Genomic DNA, 26,321 nt, shown 5'->3' on the forward strand with positions numbered 1-26,321 from the left:
GTCTATTTAGGTTATGCGATAGATTGGTAAACAATAAGTGTCTCATTGACCGCACGTGCCCATGAAAACTTAGACAGTTGTTTGTAACCTCTTTGGATTAATGTACTTCTCAGTTCAGGCTTAGTTATTAATTGCTCTACCGCGTCTCTGATAGATTCAGGTGACTTTGGATCTATATACAAAGCTGCATCTCCTGCTACTTCTGGTAATGAACTCACATTACTGACAACACATGGACAACCACATGCGAAAGCTTCTAAGATGGGTATACCAAAGCCCTCGTAGAACGAAGGAAATATGAAGCCAATTGCTCTTTGATATATTGTTTGTAAACTTTCGTCGTTAATATTACAATGTTCAATATTATCGTACATATTCAGAGAATTGATAAGTGATTTTTCTTCTTTTGTGAAGAAACCACCACCAGCGCACAATAGTTTAATATTATACTTTTTCAATAAGTAATTTAATGAATTTAATAAACCAATGAAATTCTTATACATATGCCTGTTTCCAACATACAGAATGTATTTACAAGGTTCGTTTACAAAATCATTCTTTTTTATTGAAAGTGAACTGCCGTGGTATATAACGCTTACTTTATGAGGATCAATATTTAGCAGTTCAACAATATCATTCTTAGTATGTTGCGAAACTGCAATAATTTTTGCTGCCTGTTCCGCAAGCCTTTTTTTGTTAGAGACTATGTTTAAATCTTTGGCAAGATCAGCATATTGATGACTAAATTTTTCATAAATCATGTCGTGAAAAGTTACAACATAAGGTTTTCCCTTTAAATACGGTAAAAAATAATTATCGTAATAAGTCGCATGAAATACATCAAATCTATTAAGTTTTAATCTTTTTATGGAATAGTATTGATTCACTGAGTAAATGAACTTTCCTTTGCCTTTTACTTGATAATCAGGTAAAAAAGACATAATATTTACTCCATTTTCTTCTAGATATTCATTGTTAGAAATTAACACTGATGCGGACGCGTGATCGTTAGTTGTTCTATTTATGCCACCAATTAACTCCGCATGGTATCTTGAGATACCACCGTAAGTTTGCAAGGAGAATGTTTGATGATCATATAATATATTCATTGTGGGAAAGCTTGATGAGCGAATTATCTTACAAATGGATTTGCGTCGCTCTTTTGATTACGTAATCTTGCAAAATCAGAGTTAATAAGAGATGGCCGACGATTCCGAGTAGCTTGGTTATACAATTGTGAACCCCGCCAATTGGTCAGTCCATTAAACCATTGACTATTTACAGAGCGTTCGCTTAGCAGATGCATGTTATTCTGACCTTTCTCATAATGTAAACCACATCTTTCTGCTATAATCTGTAACGACTTAATTGAGTAAAGAGATACATGTTGTCCAGTTTCAGGCAAAATGTACCACCATGTGTCGATTTTTGGTACCCAGTTTACGGGTTGTACTTCGGTAGAGAAAAGCACATTATGGCTATAACGTAACATGAGAGATACATCTTCCATAGGTTCCACCAAATGCTCAAACACTTCAAATGCTGTTAAGAGTGTATAGAATGATTCTTCATCAGAAGGTAAAACAGCCTCAAACGTACGAGAGAACAAGTTCTCGCAGTGTGTGTCGTACCGGTAAAAGTCAAACCCACGGTCTCGCATCATGCGGACTAACATACCATATCCTCCGCCAAAGTCAACAAACTGGCCCTTGGGGTCAAACCACCTAGAAATAACGGATTGCACAATACTGACAGACACTTCATTGCGCTGGATCAATCCAATGTCAAGGCCTGCAATAGCGCTGGAATACGCTTCATTGAGCCAGTAAGGTTGTTCTGTTTGGATAAACTGGCACGAATTACATTGGTAATAAACGGCCCTGTATTTGCCCAACAACTGTGCTTCCATGCAGGGAGTACTATTGGCACCACAAACTTTACAAACCATACTATCGCCGTTTTTTAAGCAAAGGTACCCTTCTTTTTACTTTTTCGAGCCAAATAACCCAAGTTGAAAGCGGTTGATATAGGTGACCAAATAACCATTGAGTTGCCTCTTTATGCTCAGCAAGGTGGTTCGGATGGTGCAGTATAGGCAGTGAACCAGTGGGTAAGTTGGCAAACTCAGTGGCAAAGTGAGTGTGAGTAGCTTGACTATCGAAGCCGATGTTAGATATTAGGTTGACACTGGGCAGTATACTTAGTCCGCCTGCGGCCCAAATACTATATACCCATTGATAATCCCAAGTATCAACTCGCCCAGCGTAAGTATCATCGAATACTTGTTTCCATAGTTTGCGGGAAGCTTTGTTATCTACAAGCTGGTCAATCAACCTATCACGGCGACTAGGATAAGTGGCCATTGCTACATCGTAATGCTGCCAGGCTCGTTGCCATGTGGCCCATCCCCATATGTGGCATACCTTGGTGAACAAATAAGAATCCTGACTCCACCATTTGCCAGAGGCCAGATTTGCTCCGCCGATGTGCATCACTTGTTCGTTATCGTGATAGCGTTCCAGTAGATCGGCGCAAAAAGAGAAGAAAGAAGGATCAGGTAAGCAGTCATCCTCTAATATGATGCCCATATCAACTTGCTCGAAAAACCAGTCGATAGCAGAACTAACACCGCATTTACATCCTAAATTTTCTGTTCTGATTAACTTTTGTATAGTACAAGGCCAGTCAATAGTATCAAGAAGCAAAATCGTGTCAGAAACTTGTTTTATATCAGTGACTCTGCCTTCGCGAGGGCCATCAATCGCTACGAACAGAGTGGCCGGCTTCAACTCACGAAGCCGTTCAAGTACTCGGCTTGAATGCTGAGGTCGATTAAACCAAATCAGAAGGATTGGAGTATCGATAATATGACTGGTTGTCATAGAAAGTTGATTATAACGTAGAGCTAAATTCTTTGGCTAAAAAATAGCCATTCCAAACGACGTACCCTGCGAACACATAGTCGTGTGCTACAAGCCGGCTATATATATCGTTAACTTCTGGATTTGACAGGTCAAAATTGTGCATTTCAATAACAATAAGTTTAGGCCTGTATTTGTGTAAATCAATCGAACTAAGCACTGGGTAATCATGACCCTCTACATCAATTGAAAGTAAGTCAATAGAAAAGCCTGGAGGTAATGTTTCGGAAACTATTGAATCCAAAGTGCGCGTTACAACCATTGATTTATTTTTGATAGATTGACTTTGCACATTTTTAACATAAAAATCATTATCTATAGTACTAATTTCATCCATGGCAAACTCGTAAAAAACCACTTCTTTAATTTCATTAGATACGGCAGCACAAACTTGTATGTCGTTTTTTCGGAGTGAGCGATGCATGTCAACCATTTTTTTACTAGCATCAACTGTGATGCCTCGCCAACCCCGCCTATACAATTTGAATGTGTTCGAGTGCTGTATTGCTTCATTACAACCCACCTCTATATAGAAACCTATTGGTATATTCTTTAGTATACTATTAATGATTATGTCTTCGCCTGTTTGTGAGTAGGCATAGTATGAATCATTGCATAATAGCTTGCGGGCAAGCTCTAGTAAAGAAAATCTAATGGCATCAAGCAGGGAAAACTGTTTAAAAAGAGTCTGGATGGTTGTCATGTTGAAATACTTTAAGCCAAACAAATAAGAAGCTAACCTCTAAATGACTTCAATGTAAGAAAGTTTGTAAACGATTGAGTCTGCATGGCAAATATAAACTTGGCCTTTGTATAAAAAAAATTGAGAAAGTATGCAGATAGAGAATATGCAATGAGAGTAGCTACGGAAGCACCCAAAGCGCCGAATCGTGGAATCAACCAAATGTTAAGCAAAACATTAACAAATGCACCTATAATTGTTTTAACCAAAATAAATTTTTGTAAATTTTCGATAACCATAAGATTACTTATGCCAACACCTGTAAATACGAAAACTCCACTCCATATATGAACACTGAGTATAGGTGCTACACCAGTATATTGCTCACCAAAGATAAAATATACTAAAGAAGAAGAAAACATAGATATAAATATAGAAATTATAATACTGATGAACGACAGTATATTAATTAATTTTTGGTATAGTGCTAAGAAGTTCTTTCTATCTGAATCATAATATTTGGCAATATTAGGGTAGAAAGACGCTGTAATGGCAATTGCTATGAAATACCACACTTCAGACAAACGTAAGGCAGCAGTATAATAGCCTATCTCATGATCGGTAGACAACGACTTAATCATGAATTGATCGATCTTCATGTAAATAAAAACGAAAAACTCAGACAACATAATCGGCCATGATTGGCTTGACAGTTTTTTTATTATTCTGAGATCGATTTCTTTGATAATATCAAAAATATTTGCTTCTAAAGCGGTACGAACAACAATCAACGTGAGGATGTAAGATATCAGTAATTCAATAAAATTAATCATAACGAAATATATAATATCTAGTTTATTTATGATTGCATATATTCTAAAGATAGAAGTTGTAAACAGTGCTAACGATTTAACTATAACGGATAATTTAGCTCTGGATCTAGCTTGAAAATAGGTATCGATAGCCTCAGAACTTTGAAATATTAAAACGGAGCCAGTAATATTAATAATTACAAATAAAACATCATTAGAATAATTTAGAATATAATTAGCTAGAAATGACATCAAATAAGTTAGACAACCTATTGTGAATTTTATATAGACCCCTCCGCTGACTAATTTACGTTGCTTTAATAGGTCACCAGCAGCAGCTGTGTATTCTATCATCAATATGTTATTTAAACCAAAGCCTGCTATAGATAAAAAAATTGTGGGGAATAATATTGCGTAATTTAAGATGCCAAACTGCTCGGGACCTAAATAGCGGGCCAGCCAGATACCAACCAAAAGGCTGGTGGCCATACGGAAAATTTTGTCGAAGAACATCCATCCTGCATTGCGCAAACTAAGTCGTATTTGGCTGGAGGATAACTTTTGGAGAATGTTCACGATGAGAGGCCGTTAATACAGGCCTGATTTATACGCTTCTAAACGTGCGTAGACCAACAACAATCAGGCCGACGAAGAGGCCTAGTATTGTAGCAATCAATATAATCACCGTACGCTTCGGCGCACTTTTCTTTAAAGGAATCTGGGCGGGTTCCAGTATCTTGAAGACGGGAGTATCTTGCTGTACTTTGATCTTGGCCATTTCTGACTGTTTCGACAGAGCATTGTAGAGGTCCTGCGCTAAAATGAATTCGGCCTGAATTCGTTGCTCTTCAATTTTGGCAGTGTTCAAATAAACACTTCGGTTTTGGTCGCGGTAGGCCGAGAGGGCGTATTCTGCCTGTTGGTAACGTTGTTTGGCAGCGGCTACCTGCTTTGTCAGAAAATCAACTTCCATTCGGGCCTTCTCGGTGCGATAGCCAGTGACGTAGTCAGTGAGGTAGGCGAGGGTTTGCTGGGTGGTTGCTGCCGCCACAACCGGATCAGGCATGGTCGCGCTGATGGTTAGCACCCCCGATTTTTTGTCGTACGCCCCGGTCACTCTGGCCAAAATGGTTTTGGTAAGTTCATCCTGCTGCTTGGTCAGGCGTAAAGCCCCCGTATTGGGTCCGAAACTAAGGCCCGCAGTTGAGTCGGCTGAACTTGACAAGAGGCGGCTGAACCAACTCGGCTCGTTTTTGGCTTCCAGATACGCTTCCAAGGATTGCGTTTTTTTAAACTCTTTGGAATAAACGGGCTGTTTGGCCACAGCCAACGCAAAGGGAACGCTCTGTAACACAGTAGGGTACAGCTCAGGCCGGACGGCATCTGCGTTGCCGCCCAGGCTATTGATGTCGATACCCGCCAGGCCAGCCAGTGAACTCAAACCACCCATATTTCCGCCACTTTTAGCCTGAATTTCGGGCAGCAGCGTTACCTGCGAGGTGTATTCATTGGGTTTATTAAAGGCATAAAGCGCTCCCAGCAGTCCGCCAATCAATGCCCCAATCAGCATGGCCCGGCGGCTACGTTTCAGGAAGGCAAGAATGTCGGCTAGTGTCAAGGTGAACACCACATCGTCGTCCTCATGCCCAATTGGTCGGTGCTGCTCTGTAACAGACATAGGCGTTATCGACTGAGGTTAATAATGATGGTGGTCAACGTAGCCGCCAATGTGCCAATCAACGAGAACATACCGATTCGTTCCGTTGGGCTTAATTCTCTGGTCTCCAGCGGTTTGATTGGTACAATAATGACAGACCCAGGTTGAACTTTGGGGTGTAGCCGAAAGAAAAGGAATCGCTCTGTGCGGTCCTTGCGGCCATTAGGATAGATAACGTAAGAACGACTAACCCGGGCATTTTCTGTATAACCTCCTGACAAAGCTATGTAGTCGCGAAGCGTTAAGCCTTGTTCAAAGCTTACGGTTGACGGGTTGAGCACACCTCCACGTACTTCGACGAGATCAGACCGGCGGGGTATCAGCAGGGTATCGCGGTTCTGGAGAAGCAGGTTGCCTTCAACTTTTGGATTGTCAATTACGGCTGCAATGTTGGTGCCCACCACCTGGCTATTACGAATAAACTGTGCGCCCGGCAAATAGGCATCTTGCTTAAGGCCGCCTGCCCGCTGAATTAGATCGGCGATGCGTTCGGTGCGGCTCAGGATAGCATAAAGGCCGGGGTGCATCACTTCGCCGTTTACAAAAACTTGCTGTTGGGGTTCGTAAAAAGGCTGGGTGCGCACGTAGACAATGTCGAACGGCTGAAGAACGAAACGGGCGTCGGCTTCATTCAATTGCAATGACCGGTCGAGCGAGAAGCGGTAAATCTCGGTATTGGTTTTGCCCGACGTGGTGTCGCCTCGCAAGCGCCGGGCAATTTCAACGCGGCTGGCGGTGGCTCCCTCCTGAAACCCACCTGCCAGGGTGATGAGGTCAGAAACAGTCATGTTGCTGGCAAAACTGAACGTATCGGGCCTGTTTACGGCACCTTCGATGGTGACGAAATACGCTTCGCGCAGATTGCGGATCGACTGCACCACCACGCTATCCTGCCGATGCAACGAAATGTCGGGGGTTTGTCCACCCAGCAGGCTTTTCAAATCAAACGGAATGACCTCGGTTTCGCTATTGTCACGTTCGCGGAAAATGGTGGCTCGGTTGGTGAATGCATCTTTTTGAAGGCCGTCGGCCCGCCGAATCAACTCACCTACGGTGGTCAGGCCGGGTTCAAGGGCGTAGTCGCCGGGGCGCATGACCGCACCAACAATCTGGACGCGGTTTTCGTAGCGGTTCAGGATGCGGCCAATGGTAAACCGGTCGCCACGTTGGGGCAGAAACTTGGCAAATTCGTCGGGGGTGAGGTTGATCACCTGCCGTTCCTTAGCGGTATTGCGCCGCACCGATACCGAGGCAGTGTAAGCTTCGTCGGTGAAACCGCCCGCAAAATTCAGTAGTGTCTGAAAGGTTTCGCCGGGCAGCAGCTCAAAGAGGTAAGGGCGGCGTACTTCACCCTGCATGTCTACGCGGGTTTGGTATTCGGCCACCCGGATGACGTCCTGGTCCTGCAACCGGATATTGTCGCGCTGATCGGCGCGGAGCAAAAAGTCGTATAGATCAATGGTGCGCACTACGCGGTTGCCCCGGATCACCTGAATACGTCGGAACGAACCCGTCTCGGGGTTTGGGCCACCCGCCTGATACAGCGCGTTGAAGGCTGACCCCAGCGAAGAGACCGTATAGGTGCCGGGCCGGACTACCTCACCCACCAGCGTGACCCGGATGCTGCGAATTTTGCCTATCGACGCCGAGGCGTAGGTGCCGCTGCCCGCTGTACCGAGGTCTTTAAACCCACCTTGCTTCAACCGGGCAATGATACGCTGCTCGGCCTGTTCGACAGTGAGGCCGCTGACCTGAACGGGTGCCAGGTTAGGAATCTTCACGGTGCCTTCGGGGGTAACGCGCAGCTTGAAATTTTCAGACGAAGCACCGTAAATGTCCAGCAGAATCTCATCGTCGGGGCCAACGATATAGTTGCGGGGGGTGGCAATACGAATATCAGGTTCAAACGACAAACCGGCGTTTTGAAATAGCGAGGCCCCAAACACCCGGCTCCGGCGTATGCCCGATGAATCTGTCCGGGGAAGGCCGAGGGTATCGGCCCGGCGCGAAAGGCCCCCTGGCGAGGTGCGCACTACGCTGGTATCAGTGGCACTGCTTCGTTGGTTGTTTCGCCCGCCCTGTGCCCTGATCTGGGTAATGCGCCGCCGCATTTTGGTAATGTCATCAAGCGTGTACCCCTGCGACATGGCGGCGTTTTCAATCTGGGCTTCGTTAAGTCCGCTAGCTTGGGCGCGACGATAAAATTCGGCCACCTGATCATCGGAAAGCTGATCGGCCCGCGACTGAGCCAAGGCTGGCAGGTTGCTCACTAGTATAAGCAACGCGCTGACAATCAGGTGAATCCGGATGGATGAAAAACAGGACAAAAAACGAAATAAAATGGTTGTTACGGACATACCAATCGGCCAGGAAGCCACCAATAAGGCCGCAAAGCTACGACCCTTTACCCAAAAAATTGCCCCATTGGCTAAGCCGGCTGGGGTTGCTGCCGTACCCGAATGGCGTCGACCATGAGCCGGGCCACGTCGTCCATCTGGTGACTGGCCGACCAACCCAATTGCCGACGGGCTTTAATGGGGTAGGCGTGGCCTTCGGCAATGTCGGTGGGGCGGTAGAATTGCGTGTCGGTGCTGACGTGGTCTTTCCAGTTGAGGTCAAGCTGCGCAAAAACGGCTTGGATAAAATCACGCAGGGTATGGGTATGGCCGGTAGCAATTACGTAGTCGTCGGCCTGATCTTGTTGCAACATCCGCCACATGGCATCTACATAGTCGGGTGCCCAGCCCCAGTCGCGGGCAATGTCGATGTTGCCCAATTTGAGAGTTTCGCCGCTGCCCCCGGCAATGCGGCAGGCGGTGGCGACGATCTTCTGCGTCACAAACCGTTCGGGCCGAAGGGGTGACTCATGGTTAAACAGAATGCCCGTTGAGGCGTGGAGTGAGTAGGCTTCGCGGTAGTTGGCTACCTGCCAGAAGGCGGCGGCTTTGGCCACACCGTAGGGGCTGCGTGGCCGAAAGGGCGTCTGCTCGTCGGCAGCCAGGCTGCCGGTGTCGCCAAAGCATTCGCTGGAACCCGCATTATAGAATCGGATGGGCTGTTCACTAAACCGGATGGATTCGAGCAGGTTAAGGGTGCCCACGCTGATACTTTCCAGTGTTTCCACGGGCTGGTCGAACGATAAGCTTACTGAACTTTGGCCGGCCAGGTTATAGACTTCATCTGGTTTTACTTTCAACAATGTTTGCAGCACCGACCGGAAATCGTGGATATTTATGGATAGCAAGTTTACCGACTGCCTGATGCCCAGGCGCTCGAGGTTCCGAAACGACGACATCTGTGCATCGCGTGAACCACCATATACGGTATAGCCTTTTTCGAGAAGAAGTTTAGCCAGATAGGCACCATCCTGTCCTGAAACGCCACAAATCAAGGCTGTTTTCATAAGTTCTTGGTCTATTGATACAGTAAAGATAATGGCTTGCAAGGACCTTGCCACGTCTGGTTTGTGGTTGGAGTTTCGGGCGGGGTACCGTAATTTTGGCCTATGCTTATTCGCTCAGCCAGCCATTACGTCCACGTAACCTTCGTTGCTTAACGCAGAACGACGAGTTGGCTTTGTGATTGTACCACATTATCTAGCCCGGTTCTGTTCAGGAGCCGGGCTTTTTGTTGCTCTATCATACATATGACAGTCATTATAAAGTACAACGCTGGAAACGTGCAGTCGGTGATGTACGCGCTGGAACGAATCGGGGCCAGCTATACGCTCACTGACGACGAGACCACTATCCGGTCTGCCGACAAGGTGATTTTCCCCGGCGTGGGTGAGGCGAGCACCGCCATGGCCTACTTGCGCGAACGCGGACTGGACAAGCTGATTCCCAGCCTGAAACAGCCTGTATTGGGTACTTGTGTGGGCATGCAGCTTATGTGCCGCCACTCGGAAGAAAACGACACAACTTGCATGGGCATCTTCGATATCGACGTGCGGCGGTTTCCGGCGGCGGCGGGAAAAGTGCCCCACACAGGCTGGAACAGCCTGCACAGTTTGCGCGGCCCCCTAACCGAAGGCATTCCGCCCGAGGCCTACGTTTATTTCGTACACAGCTACGCCGCCGACGTGTGCCCCGACACCACCGCCGTCTGCGACTATGGTCGTCCATTCAGCGCGATGCTCCAGAAAGACAACTTCTACGCCGCCCAGTTCCACGCCGAAATCAGCGGTAACGTGGGGCAGCTGATACTGGAAAACTTCCTGACATTGTAGAAACGAGAAGTGAGAAGCAAGAAACAAGATGTACTGTAGCTTGCGGCGTACTTAACCGTTTTTAACCAATGCAAAATCATAACTTCAAAAATTTGAAAGCCTGGCAGTTAAGTCGGTCTCTGGTAAAAGCGGTCTATGAATTAACAGCTACGTTCCCATCTGATGAGCGTTACGGAATCTGTTCTCAAATGCGGCGGGCGGCTATATCCATACCGTCTAACATTGCGGAGGGATCAGGCCGGACAGATAAAGATTTTCATCAGTTTCTATCGATGAGTTTATCATCCGCTTACGAATTAGAAACCCAGTTAATCTTGTCTGCTGACCTCAATCTAATATCGTCAACTGACTTGGAAACCCTGTCTTTACAGATTCAGGAAGTACAGCGTGTTGTCTACGGCTTCCAGCGAAAGTTATCGGCAACATTTCTCGGCTCCTTCTTTCTTCCCATCCCACTTCTGAAAAGTCTGTTAAGACGTAGCCTGATCTTGTCTCTTGCCTCTCACATCTTGCCTCTCTAATGCACATCATCCCCGCTATTGACCTCATCGACGGAAAGGCTGTTCGGCTGACCCAAGGCGATTATGCCCAGAAAAAAGAATACAATGCTCGTCCGCTGGAGGTGGCCCAGCAGTTTGAAGACGCCGGACTGACGCGCCTGCACCTGGTTGACCTTGATGGGGCGAAGGCCAAGCGCGTGATCAATTATAAGGTGCTCGAACTAATTACGTCTAAAACCAGCCTCCACGTCGATTTTGGCGGGGGCGTACAGTCTGACAACGACCTGCGAATTGTGTTCGAGTGCGGGGCTAAGCAAATCACGGGTGGCAGCATTGCCGTGAAGCAGCCAGAGGTATTCGAGCGGTGGCTGAGCCATTACGGAGCCGAGGCTATGATTTTGGGTGCCGACGCCAAGAACGAAAAAGTAGCCGTGAGCGGTTGGGAAGAAGATACCCACATCTGGGTCTACGATTTTGTGGATAACTGGGTGGACAAGGGAATAACTCATGTCATCAGCACCGACGTGGCAAAAGATGGGCTGCTGCAAGGCCCCTCGTTCGACCTATATCGTAACCTGCAAGACCGGTCGCCTAACCTAAACATAATTGCCAGCGGGGGCGTAAGCAACGTGGGCGATCTGGAAACCCTAGCCGATATGGGTCTTTTTGGGGCCATTGTGGGCAAAGCAATCTATGAAGGCCGGGTCACATTGAAACAGTTAGCCGTTATCAATGAACAATGAGCAAGGGTGTACAATGGAAAACGTCGAGATAAGTACCGATAAGGCCCGGCTTGATGTAGCGATGGTTCACCGGTTTTTAAGCAAGGAGGCTTACTGGAGCAAAAATATCCCTTTGGATACGGTGCAGCGTTCCATTGAAGGGTCGCTGTGCTTCGGTATTTATCTGGACAATCAGCAGGTGGGGTTTGCCCGCGTCATCACCGACTATGCCACCTTCGCTTACCTAGCCGACGTGTTTGTGTTGCCCGAACATCGGGGGAAGGGGTTGTCCAAACAGTTGATTGCTTACATCATGGCCTATCCGTCATTGCAGGGCCTACGCCGGTGGATGCTCATCACCTACGACGCGCATGGGCTTTACGAACAGTTTGGCTTCAAGCCCACGACCGAAAATCCGCAGAATACTATGTTTATCAAGCCTTTCGAGGCTTATTAAAATGCTAACGAAACGTATTATCCCCTGCCTCGATATTAAAGATGGGCGCACGGTGAAGGGGACCAATTTTGTAAACCTCCGCGATGCCGGTGACCCCGTTGAACTGGGCGCCATCTACGCCGCTGAGGGTGCCGATGAACTGGTTTTCCTAGACATCACGGCCACCGTCGATGAGCGCAAGACGCTGATTGAACTGGTGCGCCGGGTAGCTCACGCGGTCAATATTCCATTTACGGTGGGTGGCGGTATTTCATCTGTTGCCGACGTATCTGCCTTGCTGAATGCGGGGGCTGATAAGGTGTCGATCAACTCGTCGGCGGTGCGTAACCCAGGCTTAATCAATGAGTTAGCGCTCGAATTTGGTTCACAGTGTATCATTGTGGCTATCGATACGCGGTATGTGAGCGGCGAACACATTGTACACACCCACGGCGGGCGGAAAGCAACCGAACTGCGGACGCTGGCCTGGGCGAAAGAAGTAGAAGAACGCGGGGCGGGCGAGATTTTGCTCACCTCGATGGATACCGATGGGACCAAGGCGGGCTTCGCCCTGGAACTGACGGCGGCAGTGTCATCGGCGGCTAATATTCCTGTGATTGCCTCAGGTGGGGCGGGCACAATGGCCCATTTCACGGAGGTGTTCACTACTGGAAAAGCCGATGCCGGACTGGCTGCCAGCATTTTTCACTTTAAAGAAATTGGTATTCCCGACTTGAAACAGTACCTAGCTGGCGAGGGTATCCCGATGCGATTGACAAACTGAACTAGTCATTTCCTTGCGCTGTCATCCGGTAGTCAGTCAATGGTCATTCGATTGTCATTCAGTGGTCATTAGTTGTAAATACACTGAATGACAATCGAATGGCCATTGACTGACTACCGAATTACAGCGCAACGAAACGACCAATGACCAATGACCACAATAGACTTTACAAAATCGCCGGATGGGCTGGTGCCTGCCGTGGTGCAGGACTACCAAACGGGCAACGTGCTAATGCTGGGCTACATGAACGCCGAAGCCTACGAAAAAACGCAGGTAGAGGGCATCGTGACCTTCTTTAGCCGTAGTAAACAGCGCCTCTGGACCAAAGGTGAAACGTCGAATAACTTCCTACATGTGAAGGAGTTACTGGTTGACTGCGACGGCGACACGCTGCTCATAAAAGCCAGTCCCGACGGGCCAACCTGCCATACCGGGGCCGATACGTGTTTTAACGAAGTGAATCAGGGCAGAGGCCGGTTCCTCAATTATTTGCAGGGCATTATCCATGACCGGAAGGTGAACCCGTCGGACCAATCCTACACGGCGTCACTGTTTAAAAAGGGCGTGAACAAGATTGCGCAGAAAGTAGGCGAAGAGGCCGTGGAGCTTGTTATTGAAGCTAAAGACAACAACGACGACCTGTTTCGGGGTGAAGCTGCCGACTTGCTTTTTCACTACCTGGTGCTGCTGGAAGAGAAGAACATAAGCCTCGACGAGATCATTGGTGTGCTACAACAACGCCACGCCAGCTAAACAAGGGTTCCTCCTTTGGGGTTTGATGTCTTGGTATTGACTTCGGTCATGTGTAACGTTGAATCTTAAACCGCACCGGCGCACCGGTTGACCTGACTTATGGGCATCATTATCCGTATCCTTATTAGTGCCGTAGCCGTTTTTGCGGCCAGCAAATTTGTGCCGGGCGTAGGCGTTGCCAGTTTCGGCACGGCCATTATTGTGGCCATTGTACTGGGCCTGCTCAACGCATTTGTGAAACCCATTCTCACCATCCTGACTATCCCGATCACGATTCTGACCCTGGGCCTTTTCCTCATTGTACTTAACGTATTGATGGTGTACCTGACCGCCGCCTTCGTCGATGGTTTCCGGGTGAGTGGGTTCATTGCCGCCCTGCTGTTTAGTATCGTAGTATCTGTAGTAACCTGGCTCATCGACGCCGTCGTTAATTAACAAACCCGCTCGTGGCAGCAGACATCGGGTACGTTCATCACGAAGAACACCTCCGCAGTTCCGACGTGATCTCCGACATTGTCATTGGCATGTCTGACGGGCTAACCGTGCCATTTGCACTGGCGGCAGGCCTTAGCGGGGCCGTGGCGAGTTCATCATTGGTGGTCACGGCGGGCATTGCCGAAATCGTGGCGGGGTCAATTGCTATGGGCCTGGGGGGCTACCTGGCAGGCCGCACGGAGGCAGATCATTACAGTTCTGAACGTCGTCGCGAAGTGGCTGAGGTTGAGGCCGTTCCCGAAAAAGAGAAGGAAGAAGTTCGTGAGGTTTTCGCCGAAATGGGCCTCAGCCCCGCCCTCCAAATTACCATTGCCGACGAGCTGGCCAAAGACAAAGTGAAGTGGGTAGACTTCATGATGAAGTACGAACTCGGCCTCGACGAACCCGACCCCAACCGTGCTACCAAGAGCGCTTTCACCATTGGCCTGTCGTATGTGGTGGGTGGCCTGATTCCCCTTACACCCTATTTTTTGATCAAAAGTCCGCAAGAGGGGCTACTTTATTCGGCGGGGATCACCCTCGTTTGCCTATTTGTTTTTGGCTATTTCAAAAGCAAAGTGACAGGCCAGCCGCCTATTGGTGGGGCTATTAAAGTCATGCTCATCGGTGCTCTCGCCGCCGCTGCCGCCTTTGGCATTGCACGCTTGGTAGGTGGGTGAAAGGGTTATCGCGCAAAGACCAGCCGCTGCCCGGCCCGTTCGGCCTGGAAAGTGCCGTTGGCATAGACCAATTCGCCTGACACAAACGTGTGCGTGATCTTGTGCCCGAAGATTTGGCCCGTCAGCGGTGACCAGCCACATTTGTAGAGGATCGATTCGGGCGAAACGGCGGTAGACTGATTAAGGTCAACAAGCACTAAATCAGCCCAATAGCCCTCGCGGAGGTAGCCTCTACGGTCAATCTGGAAACAGTCGGCGGGGGCGTGGGCCATTTTCTGCACCACTTTTTCGGGCGAAATCTTACCCTGTTTGGCAGCTTCCAGCATCAGCAACAACGGGTGCTGCACCAGCGGCAAGCCCGACGGAGCGGGCCAGTAGGGTTGCTGTTTTTCGTCCCAGGTGTGCGGCGCGTGGTCGGTGGCGATGATATCGAGGCGGTCGTCCAGCAAGGCTTCCCAAAGCGCGGTGCGGTGGTGCGGGGCCTTAATGGCGGGGTTGCATTTGATCTGATTACCAAGCGTTTCGTAATCATCTGCCGAAAACCAGAGGTGATGCACGCATACTTCTGCTGTGATGCGTTTCTGGCTTAGGGGTACGTCATTACGAAACAACGAAAGCTCATCGGCGGTGGTCAGGTGCAGAATGTGCAGCCGGGTGTTGTGCCGTTTGGCCAGTTCCACCGCCATGCTCGACGACCTGTAGCAGGCCAGTTCGTCGCGCACGAGGGGGTGAATGCGGGCGGGCGGGTTGTCGCCGTACTCGGCCCGGAATCGTTGGGTGTTTTCCCGCACGGTGGCCTCGTCTTCGCAGTGGGTGGCAATCAGCATGGGGCACTCCCGAAACAGGGCATCCAGCGTCTGCTCGTTGTCCACCAGCATATTGCCCGTTGAAGACCCCATAAACACCTTCACGCCGCAAACCGTAGCTGGATCAGTCTGTAGCACCTCGTCTAGGTTGTCGTTTGACGCACCCATGAAAAACGAGTAGTTGGCAAAAGCAGTCCGTTCGGCAATGTCATATTTATCCTGCAACAGCTGCTGCGTCAGAGCGTTGGGCACGGTGTTAGGCATTTCCATAAACGTGGTCACGCCCCCCGCCACGCCCGCCCGCGACTCGCTGCCGATGGTCGCTTTGTGTGTCAGGCCCGGCTCCCGAAAATGCACCTGATCGTCAATTACGCCCGGCATCAAATATTGCCCCTGCGCATCAATCACCACGTCGCCCGCCCGCGCCGACACGGCCTGACCGATTTCGGCAATGAACCCATCTTCGGTGCGCAGGTCAGCTTCTATGATTCGGCCTTCGTTGATAAGGCGGGCGTTACGGATGATGTAATTGGGCATATTTAGATAGGCTTTGAAAAATGGGGAGCGAGAAAGCTGTATAGTGGATTCAGCGCGTCACTATCAAGGTTCCAGTAGGCTGTATCTGCATAGTTTCTGCTTTTTTCTCTCGCTTCCTGACCGTGCATAATTAGGTAGTTGTGAATAGCTGTTTTGCGACTATTCTGCTGAAACGGCGTTAATTTAGGAGCATTCAGTAAATCATATTCTGCTTTATAAGCTTCAATGCAAGTAGCATATGGATCGAAACAAGTAGCAAAAGAGCCATATTTTTCTGGGTTAGCTATGCTCTGTAACAGGCTTTCTCTGTCACCTGACTCCTGGTTATTAGGATATAGGAACAACTCTAAATCAATCTGATAGTCAATTGATTTTTTTGTTAACTCATTTTTTCTATTAACGAAATCTAAGTCTGCATCGAAAATAACCAAATTTATACCACCTTGATTTTGTGTGTAACGAAGTTGATTAATACTTGATTCTGAATATAAAGATCCATATCCTCCAGTTTTTATGATGTCATTCTCTTGTATAATACGTCTGTTAAATTTATAATAAATATAATCCTCCAGAAACTTTACGTCTGTTACTCCTTCCACAAATAGCCGAACCATATTTATAATCGAATTTCGTTTCCCAACTCAATTGCATTACTCAAACCTTCATAGGTGTACTTATATGCTTGAAAACCAGCGTTCTTAGTTTTTACAAGATCAAATACACGAAGCTTCGATTGCATATCAGGCCGGTTAGATAAGGCTTCATCCAAATAACGAAGCGTTTCGATGTTGTGTGTCGTTACAAATAACTGACAACCAGATTCTTTTGACTGGTCAAGTAGCCCATTCCAAAGCGTTTTATGGGCAGAATAATGTAGACCGTTCTCTATTTCGTCAATAAAAACGGCGGTTGACGTATTTGAAACGACTACAGGAGTAAGACAGGATATAATTTTTTCTGTGCCGTCACCCATTAGGCTCATGGGCATTAGCTCACTTATACCATCTACATCAAAGAATATTTCTTCCCCAATCACACTTATATTCCGTATTCGCTTGTCAATTGATTGTAAAGCAGATAGCAACATAGTAGTCTGTTTACTCTTTACTAATCCTTTGACAAAATTGAGTACAGCAGATCCAGTATTTGTTGGTGGAATGTAAATAATAAATCTGAGCGTATCAATTTCATTTGATTTATCGATTAAATAAGTATTTGATGATTTGTTGAACAGAAATGAAAAATCAATCGATCTGCCGGATGAGTCAATTTCTGTTGAAATAATAATCTGATTAAATGACGAAGGTGTTGAAAATAGCGTTGTACTGTTTTTTTCAAAATGTTGCGTAGTAGTCTTTTCCGAAGGATACAGATTGCTGACTAATGCTCTTATGCTTATTAGTCTTTCTTCTTCTTTATTGAAATTTATTTTGAATTTAATAGTATTTAAAAAATTAAGATTGAAAAAAAATAACCGTATTTTCTCGATGTCTCTGTTTGTAATACCTCTTATTTGATTCAAAGCAAATAAAATATCTTCATTAGCGGCACTCATGAAAGCCAAAATAATAGCCTCCATGAGTGCCGTCTTACCACTATTGTTACGGCCAATAATAACATTGACCTGACTAAAGTCTTCAACAGTTAGTTTGTCGAAACTTCGAAAGTTTTCGATGTCAATACTTTTTATGTGCTTATCCGTATTCATCGGAGCAGTTGCGCGGCTTCTTTGGCAAAGTAAGTCAAAATTACGTCGGCACCGGCGCGTTTGATGGCCATTAATGATTCCATCATGGCGCGTTCGCCGTCGAGCCAGCCGTTTTGGGCGGCGGCTTTAATCATGGCATATTCTCCGCTAACGTTGTAGGCGGCGATAGGTAGTTGGCTGTTTTGGCGCAACAGGCTGATGATGTCCAGATAGGCCAGCGCGGGCTTAACCATCAGTATATCAGCGCCTTCCTGCGTGTCAAGTTCGGCTTCGATGAGGGCTTCGCGGCTATTGGCGGGGTTCATCTGGTACGTTTTCTTGTCGCCAAATTTGGGTGCCGAGGCCAGCGCATCGCGGAAGGGGCCGTAGAACGCGCTGGCATATTTGGCCGAATAAGAGATGATGCCGATGTGCTTAAAACCCGCTCCATCCAGCGCCTGCCGCAGGTAACCCACGCGCCCGTCCATCATGTCGGAAGGACCAATCAGATCGGCACCGGCTTGTGCCTGGGCAACGGCCATCTTGGCCAGAATCTCCAGTGTTTCGTCGTTGAGGATCACCCCATTTTCCACCAGCCCGTCGTGTCCGTCTGAGCTATACGGGTCCATGGCCACGTCGGTCATGAGCAGCACGTCAGGGTATTTGGCTTTGATCTGCTGGATCGTTTGCAGGTATAGCCCGTCGGGGTTGTGGCTTTCGCTGGCGGTGCAGTCTTTCTTATCGTCGGGCAGGTTCGGAAACAAATCAAACGCCTTGATACCCAGTTCCATACACCGACCAATTTCGTCCAGTAGCAGATCGGGCGAGTGCCGGAAGATGCCTGGCATAGAGGCCACTTCGGTACGAACGTTGCGCCCCTCCAGCACAAAAAGGGGTAGAATAAAATCAGAGACGTGCAGGCGCGTTTCCTGCACCATGTCACGCAACACACCCGACTGGCGGTTGCGGCGGGGACGACGGAGATTAATCATTGGTCATTAGCCCTGCGGGCGTCATTAGTCATTCGCTTCGCTGTCACTAGCCTTTGGCGTCATTGGCCCCGCTACCCCGGCCTGTGGGGACACAGGCCAGGGTAGCGGTTACAAATGACGGCGAAGCCTAATGATCAATGACAGCGAAGCGAATGACCAGTTAACCATCACACCACCAATTTAAATCCCTCGCCGTGGACGTTTACGAGTTGTACACGTTCGTCTTCTTTGAGGTATTTGCGCAGTTTGGTAATGTAAACGTCCATGCTGCGGGCATTGAAATAGGAGTCATCGCCCCAGACCATTTTTAAAGCAAAACTGCGGCTCAGGGGCTGGTTGAGGTTCTGTGCCAGCAGCTTCAGCAACTCCGATTCTTTGCTGGTGAGGCGTTGCCCGGCGGGTTCACCCTCCCGAAACAGCATCTGATGGGGGTAGTCGAACCGGAAAGCGCCGAACTCGTAGACGTTCATGTCAGGCACGGAGCCGGTGCGCTGGTATCGCCGCAAAATGGCCTGGATACGCAGCAAAAGCTCTTCCATGCTAAACGGCTTGGTCATGTAATCATCGGCTCCGGCGCGGAGGCCCTGAATGGTATCTTCCTGCATGGACTTGGCCGTGAGAAAAATAATCGGCACGTCGCGCCCGGCCATGCGGAGTTCTTTGGCGAGGGTGAAGCCGTCCTTTTTGGGCATCATCACGTCCAGAATACAGAGGTCATACTGCCCCGCCATAAACTGTTGCAGGCCCGCATTGCCGTCGGTGGCGCGGTCGGTGGGGTAGCCTTTCATCGTCAGGTATTCCTGCGTGAGCTGGCCCAGATTCGGGTCGTCTTCAACAAGTAGGATCGAGGGCATAAGGGTCAGGGGGCGGTCGGTATAACAATTTCAAATTCACTGCCTTCACCGGGGGTGCTTGTTACGGTGATTTGGCCGTGGTGTTCTTCGGCCATTTTTTTTACGTAGCTCAGGCCCAGGCCAAAGCCTTTCACGTCGTGGCGGTTGCCGGTGGGTACGCGGTAAAACGTCTCGAAAATGCGGCTCTGCTGTTCTTTTGTCAGGCCTAATCCCCTGTCGGCCACGGCGATACCCACGGCCGCCTGTCCTGATGGCAAGGTGGTGTTGCGCGTACGAATGCGCAGAGCCAGGTGATCGGGTGAGTATTTGATGGCGTTGTCGACCAGGTTGTAGAGCATGTTGGTCAGGTGCACTTCGTCGGCTTCTACGCATTCGTTGGTGGCGTCGAATTCCAGGTCCAGCTCGCCCTGCCGTTGCTCTATTTGCAGGCCCACCGAGTTGATCACTTTTTCGATCACATCATGCACATTCACCGACGACAGGCTAAGCTGGATGGCCCCCCGGTCGAGCATGGCCATTTGCAGTACCTTTTCCACATGCGAACCCAGCCGCCCGTTTTCGTCGCGGATGATGCCGATGTAGCGGTTCAGTCGGTCAGTAATGGGCGGATTTTCGCTCACAGACCCGCCGCCCGCCAGCGCCAGCGAGGCAGGCTGAGCCAGTTGTTCCCGCGCCATGTCTACGGCCAGCGAAATGGTCGAAATGGGTGTTTTGAACTCGTGGGTCATGTTATTGATGAAATCATTCTTGATGTCGGCCATTTTTTTCTGCCGCAGAATGGTGCTAATGGCAATGTAAAAACAGGCCATAATCACCAAAATCAACACCGCCGACCCGGCCAGCGTGGCCGTGAGTCGCTCCAGAATGAAAGCCTGTTGATTGGGGAAAAAGAGGTAGACGTAGTTGTTGGTTTCGAGCAGGTTGTTTGGAAAGAGCGCCGCCTTATAACCCGCCGTCTGAAAGCGTTTGTCAGCTTCGCTGGCACTTCCCAACCCGCCCGTAGACCCGTTCGACGCAAACAGAAGTTGCGGGCGGTCTTTGCTCCGCACGGCGTAATCGAACGGAATGGCAATGCCGCGCTCCTGCAATGCCTGCCGCAGCAGGGTGTCGAGCGTAAACCGGTCGACGCGTTCTTCCAGCGGGCGGTCAGAAAACATCATGCCCCTGAAAATAGCCTTGATCGCCTCCGACTGATCGGCCACCGACGTGCCATTGGCTGGTTTGTTGGTGGCATCGTTGGGCGGGGCGGGCATCGTTACTGACGACGTTAGGATGGGTTTTCCCGTTGCTTTGCGGTTTCGTTTCACCCGTGCCAATAACCGGTCATTCTCAGCTTTTACGGCACCGGGCGTTACTAGCCGGGCTACCGAATCGGGCACGACCAGGCCCGACGACGACCGTAGATAGTCGTTGACGTGGCTTTGCAATACCTGGTCGATCCAGCGGCTAAATCGCTCTTGCTGAATAAGTTGCGCTTCAATATCGCCCGCCGCCACCAACTCGTCCTGCTGCCGGTAGAAGGCTTCCACGGTGCGCAGCTGTTCGGGCGTCAGTTGCCGTTGAATGGGCTGAAGCGCGTCCATCTGAATCGTTACCGTGCCCGGAACGCCCTCGTTGGCCAGGTAAGGCGACGAGGCGTGTTGTTTCTGCCGTCGTGGTGTCGCCGAAGCCGTTTGGCGTTCGGGTTTGCGGACCGTTACCGGGTTGCGGGCCACCCCCGCCGATGGCGCAGGTTTGGGCGTATCCTTGCCAATGGCCATCAACTGCTGGTGTTGTTCCTGGGCATTCAGCCGCTGTTTGGCCTGGTACTGAATTTCCTGCCGTTCCAACGTACGCACCACTTCCTGGAGGGCATCGGTCACTTTATAGTCGAACTGCTCTTTCTGTAAATGCAGGGCATTGCTGATCCAGTAGAGTTGAAAACCCACTAAACCAAGTAGCCCCACGGCCATCAAACAGACAATCCAACGAATCCGATTGGTCGACATATTATTTTTGGCAAATCCGTGCAACGTGCCGGGCTTGACTCACCTCTTTTAAAAAGAAGATACGAGAAGCAAGATGTGAGCGATGAGAAGCAAGATGTGAGAAATAAGAGACAAGATCACTTTACCGGCTGAAGACAGTCTTGTCTCTTGCTTCTTACATCTTGCTTCTCATCGCTCACATCTTGCTTCTCGTATCTTAAACAACAACTATTAAAAGTACGCCAGCCTCACCGCCACGGGTATGGGCTTAACAACTTTTAACAGCAGCAAACCGCTACTAACTCGTTAGCAAACAACTCCTTTTTAAGTCGCTGACTACTATGAAAAAAACAGTGAAATCAGGCCTGCGGTTCGCTCTGGGGCTGGCCCTGCTAGCCACCGCCGCTCAGGCGCAAACGGGTAATGATAAGTCGGGCGAACTCCGGCTGAAGGTGGTAGAACGCAGCGGCAACGACGTGCGCGAAATTGAACGTACCTACCGCGCCGACGGCATGACCGATGCCCGCCGCGATGCTATTGTGAACAAACTCATCGACTCGCTCCGGGCCACGCGTAAGGGCAAAGACAGTCAGATTTCGGTCACGATGGAAGGCAAATATGCCCAGGAAGGCAAAGGAGGACCATCGGGCCGGGTTGGTGTACAGGATGAGCGCGTTATTGAGCGGAATTCTAATGGTAACAATGATGACCGCCGTATAGAAGGCTATTCGTACAGCACCCCCCGGTCACCCCGCCCCCCACGTGCGCCCCGTGCCCCGCGTGGCAACGTCTGGATCAGCGGCGATTCGGTCCACATCGATGACTCGTTCATGAGTCAGTTCGACACGCTGGGACGGCAGATGCGGCGGTTCCGGTTAGACCGTCGGAAGATGGATTCGCTGGCCAGCAACATGCGTCGGTTTCAGTACAATTTCCGCCACGATTTCCAGCCCATGGTCGATCAACTGAACCGAGGCGACTGGGCGCGTGATCTGGAAAGCCAATTAGCCCGCCCGTTCGACTCCTGGAGCCGCAACGCAAACAGCCAACCATCTACCGTGCGCGGCCTGGACGCTTACCCCAGCAACCCCGACCGCAACATGCTGAACGTGCGCTTCAACGCCCCCGCCAAAGGCGATGTGAGCATTGTGGTGACTAACCCCAAAGGCAAAGAAGTAGCCCACCGCGATCTGAAAGACTTCTTCGGCGAATTTGTTGGGCAGGTTGACCTGGGCAGAAAAGCCGAGGGCGTCTACTTCGTCACCGTCACCCAAAACGACGACGGTGCCGTGCGCCGGGTGGTGATCCGGAAGGAGTAATAAACCTATAAGGTCTCGAAGACCTTATAGGTTTGGTTATAAAAATGCCCTGCCAGCACTGGCAGGGCATTTTTGCTTCTATGGCTGTCTACGCTTTGCTTTGTCTGGTTCGCAGCCGGGCAGCGCGTTGTTTGGCAATTTTTAGGTAGAAGATGACGCTGGCTTCGTGGAAAATAACCACTAGCACAATCAGCACGGCCAACGCAACGTGGATAACAGGTGCGCTAGTCTTATTGATGAAAAAATGGGGCCATATAACCAGCCAGATAATGAGGCCATAGCCAAACTGTAGGGGGCCGTAGTTATAAGTAGTAAGAAACGTGGGCTGCTTTTTCCAATACCGGTATCCCTGTTCCAGCAGAATGGCCAGAAAATGACCTGTGGCTGCAACCGCAAAGAAATGAGGCGCATATTCGACAAACAGCGGGGCGACATCACTCACAGACAGGTAAACGACCAAAGCCACAACGGCTAGTGTAAAGGCCATACGCGGCCACCGAAAGTAATTAAGCAGCCCTTCTTTGAGCAACCGGACGGTATCTTTCTGCTGGTTCCTGACAAAATTCTCTTCCATCACCAGCAACCCTTTCCTGCCCCCAAAATCAGTGTGAACCAGCCGCAGTGCTTCGTCGAAGGGTTTGCCTTGTGCCATGTACGAGCTTATTGCCTCTTGATAATGGTCCGTCAATTCGGCAATCAGCGCCTTATCCTGCAGCCAGTTATCGCTACGTAAATGTTTGTCAATCAGTGCGGTTTGTGCAGAGGTAAGTGGCATGGCTAAACAGCAGGTTTCAGGTTTAGAATTAGGTTCAGGTTTTGCATGAAGGCCCGCAGTTCGGAGGTGCGGCTGACGGATTGTTGCTGACCGTCTTTGGTGAGCGAATAATATTTCCGTGCCCGGCCGTCTACTACTTCAGTTTCGGTGGTGAGCAGGCCCTCGGCTTCCAGCTTATGCAGGGCAGGGTAGAGTGCTCCTTCCGTAATGGCCATCTCGCCCGCCGTAAGGGCCTTCACCTGCTGCGTGATCTCATAGCCATACATCCGTTCGCGGTCTTCCAGCAATTTCAGGATAATCACCGACAGGCTGCCTTTCAGTATGTGTTGAGTGGTGCTGTTCATGAATGCAAGTATATAGGAAAATTATATACCTCAATATCTTAGGCATATATTTTTTTTACCCTTCCGTACTTTAGCATATTCATCTACGGTCAATTGTCGGCGCAGCACGTTGTTATTGGTCAACGGATGGTGTTGCACAGCCGGAACAAATCGTAAATCGTACCTCGTAAATCGTAAATCTATACATGGCTTCAGTTCAGTATCTGGGTATCGACGTTGGCGGCACAAACGTCAAAATGGGCGTTATCGACGCTAAATCAGGTAAAATCACCAATTTCTACAGCCACGACACCGGTAGCTGGCGCGAATCGGGGCACTTCATGGACCAGTTTGCCGATGCCATTGCCGTGATGCTCTACGCCAACAAGGAGTTGAAAAAAGTGGGTATCGGCCTGCCCGGCATGATCAACCGCGAACGCACCACTCCCCTGGAGATCACGGCCATCCCCGAACTGAACGGCGTGCCCATGGTCGATATCCTGGTCAAACGTTTCCCCGACGTTGAATTTTTCCTGGAAAATGACGCTAACGCGGCTGCCCTGGGCGAATTCTATTTTGTGGACGACATGAATGATGAAAACTACATATTCATCACCCTCGGTACGGGCGTGGGCGGGGCGGCCATCATCAGCAAAAAGGTGTTTGTGGGTGGCGACGGCAACGCCATGGAGCCGGGCCATATTCCGTCGCGAAATGGTAAGGTGCTGGAGCGCAACATTGGCAAAAAAGAACTGCTCGAATTAGCCACAGCCCGCCGCGCTACCTTCAAAGGCCAAACCACCCTACCCGCCGATGGCAGCATTTCAACCACCGGCCTGGTAGCTGCCGCCGCCGAAGGTGATGCGCTGGCCCTGGCCATTTGGGGCGAAGTAGGCGAGATGCTGGGTGAGGGCCTGGTATCGTTGGTCCGTATTCTCGACATTAAGCAGATCCTCATTGGCGGTGGTCTCTCAGCCTCGTTTGAGTATATCATGCCCGCCGTGACCAAGCAACTCGACTACTGGCTTACACCCTACTACAAAGACGGCCTGAAAGTAACCAAAGCCACCCTGGGTAACGATGCCGGCCTGCTGGGGGCTGCGTCGTTGTGCTTCTGAACGGGTTCAATGTTTAATGTCCAATGTCTAAACGGTCCGCCGTCGCGGTTGCTTCGCGCTCTACTAGATCAGAGCGCGAAGCAACCGCGACGGCGGACCGTTTAGACATTGGACATTACACGTTGAACTCGTTTCATATCACATTCACCTCCGGCCTGATTTCGATGCCGAATTTTTCCTGGACGGACGCTTGCACCTGCTGCGCCAGTGCCAGAATCTCGTTGCCTGTGGCGCGGCCGTAATTGACCAGTACCAGGGCCTGCTTGGCATGAACACCCGCGTCGCCGTGGCGGTAACCTTTCCAGCCGGCCTGCTCGATAAGCCAACCGGCGGGCACCTTCACTTGCCCCTCGGTGGTGGGGTAGCCAGGTAGGGTGGGGTAAGTGGCCTTCAGCGCGTCGAACTGGGCCGTTGGGATCTCCGGGTTTTTGAAAAAACTGCCCGCATTGCCAATCTCGGCAGGGTCGGGGAGTTTGCTGCGGCGAATTTTGATGACGGCATTGCTGATGGCCCGGATGCTCAGCTTATCATCGGTGATGCCCATTTCGGTCAGGGTTTCCTGAATGGCTCCATAGCGGGTGTGGAACGTGGGCGTTTTATCTAGGCGGAACGTAACCGACGTAATGATGTACCTGCCTTTCAGCGCGTGTTTGAACACACTTTCGCGGTAGCCAAACTGGCAGTCGGCGTGGTCAAAGCGGCGTGTTGCGCCCGTAACGCTGTCGATGGCGTCGAGGTGATCTACCAGTTGCTCAATTTCAACGCCATAGGCACCAATGTTCTGCATGGGCGCTGCACCCACCGTGCCCGGAATCAGGGACAGATTTTCCATGCCGGCGTAGTTATTTTCCACGCAATAGAGTACCAGTTCGTGCCAGACCACGCCCGCGCCCGCCCGTACGTATATATGCAGGTCGTCTTCGCGCACCACTTCAATGCCGCCTATGCTTAGCTTCACCACTAGGCCCGGCACGTCGCGGGTGAGAAGTATGTTACTGCCGCCACCTAGCATCAGTTTAGGCATTGTGGCTAAATCGGGCAGTTGCAGTAGGGTTTGCAGGTCGGTTTCGGACGTTACTTCGGCGAAATAATCGGCGTTGGCCGCAATGCCGAACGTAGTATATGGCCGCAGCGACACGGCACGTTGAACGGTGAGCATAGGTTCACGAATGATCGGGTCAAAATTACTAAGTTTGCAAGCAGTTCACCCCCGTAACTACGGGCTTTTCGCTTT

27 protein-coding genes are annotated in these 26,321 nt (G+C 49.8%); 10 read left to right on the forward strand and 17 right to left on the reverse strand.

Annotated elements, in window-relative coordinates:
- Positions 1-11: 11 nt before the first annotated feature.
- The 8 genes from J2I48_RS08105 to J2I48_RS08140 all read right to left on the reverse strand — a co-directional run bounded on the left by J2I48_RS08105 (position 12) and on the right by J2I48_RS08140 (position 9,535).
- On the reverse strand, positions 12-1,109 hold the full coding sequence (locus J2I48_RS08105; protein ID WP_207334917.1) for a glycosyltransferase family 4 protein: 1,098 nt from the start codon (positions 1,107-1,109) through the stop codon (positions 12-14).
- A 23-nt stretch (positions 1,110-1,132) separates the two neighbouring features.
- Positions 1,133-1,909, reverse strand: coding sequence for a class I SAM-dependent methyltransferase (locus J2I48_RS08110; protein WP_207334918.1), 777 nt, complete (start codon positions 1,907-1,909; stop codon positions 1,133-1,135).
- 40 nt (positions 1,910-1,949) lie between these two features.
- On the reverse strand, positions 1,950-2,882 hold the full coding sequence (locus J2I48_RS08115) for a nucleotide-diphospho-sugar transferase (RefSeq protein WP_207334919.1): 933 nt from the start codon (positions 2,880-2,882) through the stop codon (positions 1,950-1,952).
- A 10-nt stretch (positions 2,883-2,892) separates the two neighbouring features.
- Entirely contained in the window at positions 2,893-3,624 is a 732-nt protein-coding gene (locus tag J2I48_RS08120; protein ID WP_207334920.1) for an FkbM family methyltransferase, read from the reverse strand.
- Between the two features lie 32 nt (positions 3,625-3,656).
- A complete protein-coding gene (locus J2I48_RS08125) occupies positions 3,657-4,991 on the reverse strand; it encodes a flippase (protein WP_207334921.1) in 1,335 nt (444 codons plus the stop codon).
- Between the two features lie 28 nt (positions 4,992-5,019).
- Positions 5,020-6,093 (reverse strand): GNVR domain-containing protein, encoded by a 1,074-nt coding sequence (locus J2I48_RS08130; RefSeq protein ID WP_207334922.1) that lies wholly within the window; start codon positions 6,091-6,093, stop codon positions 5,020-5,022.
- A 5-nt stretch (positions 6,094-6,098) separates the two neighbouring features.
- Positions 6,099-8,489, reverse strand: a complete 2,391-nt coding sequence (locus tag J2I48_RS08135) for an SLBB domain-containing protein (RefSeq protein WP_207334923.1) — start codon at positions 8,487-8,489, stop codon at positions 6,099-6,101.
- Between the two features lie 71 nt (positions 8,490-8,560).
- Entirely contained in the window at positions 8,561-9,535 is a 975-nt protein-coding gene (locus J2I48_RS08140) for a GDP-mannose 4,6-dehydratase (protein WP_207334924.1), read from the reverse strand.
- Between the two features lie 243 nt (positions 9,536-9,778).
- Between J2I48_RS08140 and hisH the strand changes: the two genes are divergently transcribed.
- The 8 genes from hisH to J2I48_RS08180 all read left to right on the forward strand — a co-directional run bounded on the left by hisH (position 9,779) and on the right by J2I48_RS08180 (position 14,709).
- The gene (gene hisH / locus J2I48_RS08145) at positions 9,779-10,360 is read left to right on the forward strand and encodes an imidazole glycerol phosphate synthase subunit HisH (RefSeq protein WP_207334925.1); all 582 of its coding nucleotides are present in this window, start codon (positions 9,779-9,781) and stop codon (positions 10,358-10,360) included.
- 68 nt (positions 10,361-10,428) lie between these two features.
- Entirely contained in the window at positions 10,429-10,881 is a 453-nt protein-coding gene (locus J2I48_RS08150; protein ID WP_207334926.1) for a four helix bundle protein, read from the forward strand.
- On the forward strand, positions 10,881-11,603 hold the full coding sequence (gene hisA / locus J2I48_RS08155; protein ID WP_207334927.1) for a 1-(5-phosphoribosyl)-5-[(5-phosphoribosylamino)methylideneamino]imidazole-4-carboxamide isomerase: 723 nt from the start codon (positions 10,881-10,883) through the stop codon (positions 11,601-11,603). Before J2I48_RS08150 ends, hisA begins: the two co-directional genes overlap by 1 nt.
- Positions 11,593-12,039, forward strand: coding sequence for a GNAT family N-acetyltransferase (locus tag J2I48_RS08160; RefSeq protein ID WP_229375956.1), 447 nt, complete (start codon positions 11,593-11,595; stop codon positions 12,037-12,039). Before hisA ends, J2I48_RS08160 begins: the two co-directional genes overlap by 11 nt.
- A gap of 1 nt (position 12,040) precedes the next feature.
- A complete protein-coding gene (gene hisF / locus J2I48_RS08165; RefSeq protein ID WP_207334928.1) occupies positions 12,041-12,802 on the forward strand; it encodes an imidazole glycerol phosphate synthase subunit HisF in 762 nt (253 codons plus the stop codon).
- A 150-nt stretch (positions 12,803-12,952) separates the two neighbouring features.
- Positions 12,953-13,555 carry a bifunctional phosphoribosyl-AMP cyclohydrolase/phosphoribosyl-ATP diphosphatase HisIE gene (gene hisIE, locus J2I48_RS08170; protein WP_207334929.1) on the forward strand — a complete coding sequence of 201 codons (603 nt, stop codon included), beginning with the start codon at positions 12,953-12,955 and terminating at the stop codon, positions 13,553-13,555.
- Positions 13,556-13,654: 99 nt separating this feature from the next.
- On the forward strand, positions 13,655-13,990 hold the full coding sequence (locus J2I48_RS08175) for a phage holin family protein (protein WP_207334930.1): 336 nt from the start codon (positions 13,655-13,657) through the stop codon (positions 13,988-13,990).
- An 11-nt stretch (positions 13,991-14,001) separates the two neighbouring features.
- Positions 14,002-14,709: a VIT1/CCC1 transporter family protein gene (locus tag J2I48_RS08180; RefSeq protein WP_310587260.1), complete on the forward strand. Its 708-nt coding sequence runs from the start codon at positions 14,002-14,004 to the stop codon at positions 14,707-14,709.
- A gap of 5 nt (positions 14,710-14,714) precedes the next feature.
- Here the strand turns inward: J2I48_RS08180 and J2I48_RS08185 are convergent, their stop codons facing one another.
- The 6 genes from J2I48_RS08185 to J2I48_RS08210 form a co-directional block, all read right to left on the reverse strand.
- Positions 14,715-16,052: a dihydroorotase gene (locus J2I48_RS08185; RefSeq protein ID WP_207334931.1), complete on the reverse strand. Its 1,338-nt coding sequence runs from the start codon at positions 16,050-16,052 to the stop codon at positions 14,715-14,717.
- 2 nt (positions 16,053-16,054) lie between these two features.
- The gene (locus J2I48_RS08190; protein ID WP_207334932.1) at positions 16,055-16,666 is read right to left on the reverse strand and encodes a DUF3226 domain-containing protein; all 612 of its coding nucleotides are present in this window, start codon (positions 16,664-16,666) and stop codon (positions 16,055-16,057) included.
- A gap of 2 nt (positions 16,667-16,668) precedes the next feature.
- The gene (locus J2I48_RS08195) at positions 16,669-17,760 is read right to left on the reverse strand and encodes an AAA family ATPase (protein ID WP_207334933.1); all 1,092 of its coding nucleotides are present in this window, start codon (positions 17,758-17,760) and stop codon (positions 16,669-16,671) included.
- Positions 17,757-18,731: a porphobilinogen synthase gene (gene hemB / locus J2I48_RS08200; protein WP_207334934.1), complete on the reverse strand. Its 975-nt coding sequence runs from the start codon at positions 18,729-18,731 to the stop codon at positions 17,757-17,759. The genes J2I48_RS08195 and hemB overlap by 4 nt, the downstream gene beginning before the upstream one ends.
- 167 nt (positions 18,732-18,898) lie before the next feature.
- Positions 18,899-19,585: a response regulator transcription factor gene (locus tag J2I48_RS08205; RefSeq protein ID WP_207334935.1), complete on the reverse strand. Its 687-nt coding sequence runs from the start codon at positions 19,583-19,585 to the stop codon at positions 18,899-18,901.
- Between the two features lie 5 nt (positions 19,586-19,590).
- A complete protein-coding gene (locus J2I48_RS08210; protein ID WP_207334936.1) occupies positions 19,591-21,573 on the reverse strand; it encodes a sensor histidine kinase in 1,983 nt (660 codons plus the stop codon).
- 320 nt (positions 21,574-21,893) lie between these two features.
- On the opposite strand from J2I48_RS08210, the gene J2I48_RS08215 reads away from it, so the two are divergent.
- Positions 21,894-22,871 carry a T9SS type A sorting domain-containing protein gene (locus J2I48_RS08215; protein WP_229375958.1) on the forward strand — a complete coding sequence of 326 codons (978 nt, stop codon included), beginning with the start codon at positions 21,894-21,896 and terminating at the stop codon, positions 22,869-22,871.
- A gap of 88 nt (positions 22,872-22,959) precedes the next feature.
- On the opposite strand, the gene J2I48_RS08220 is transcribed toward J2I48_RS08215, so the two are convergent.
- Both J2I48_RS08220 and J2I48_RS08225 read right to left on the reverse strand, forming a co-directional pair.
- Positions 22,960-23,646, reverse strand: coding sequence for a hypothetical protein (locus J2I48_RS08220; RefSeq protein ID WP_207334937.1), 687 nt, complete (start codon positions 23,644-23,646; stop codon positions 22,960-22,962).
- Positions 23,647-23,648: 2 nt separating this feature from the next.
- Entirely contained in the window at positions 23,649-23,990 is a 342-nt protein-coding gene (locus tag J2I48_RS08225; protein ID WP_207334938.1) for a PadR family transcriptional regulator, read from the reverse strand.
- 185 nt (positions 23,991-24,175) lie between these two features.
- Between J2I48_RS08225 and J2I48_RS08230 the strand changes: the two genes are divergently transcribed.
- A complete protein-coding gene (locus tag J2I48_RS08230) occupies positions 24,176-25,087 on the forward strand; it encodes an ROK family protein (RefSeq protein ID WP_207334939.1) in 912 nt (303 codons plus the stop codon).
- Positions 25,088-25,220: 133 nt separating this feature from the next.
- Here J2I48_RS08230 and murB read toward each other — a convergent pair whose 3' ends face one another.
- A complete protein-coding gene (gene murB / locus J2I48_RS08235; RefSeq protein WP_207334940.1) occupies positions 25,221-26,246 on the reverse strand; it encodes a UDP-N-acetylmuramate dehydrogenase in 1,026 nt (341 codons plus the stop codon).
- Positions 26,247-26,321: the final 75 nt, after the last annotated feature.

The organism is Fibrella aquatilis, assembly GCF_017353255.1.
Taxonomy (GTDB): Bacteria; Bacteroidota; Bacteroidia; order Cytophagales; family Spirosomataceae; genus Fibrella; species Fibrella aquatilis.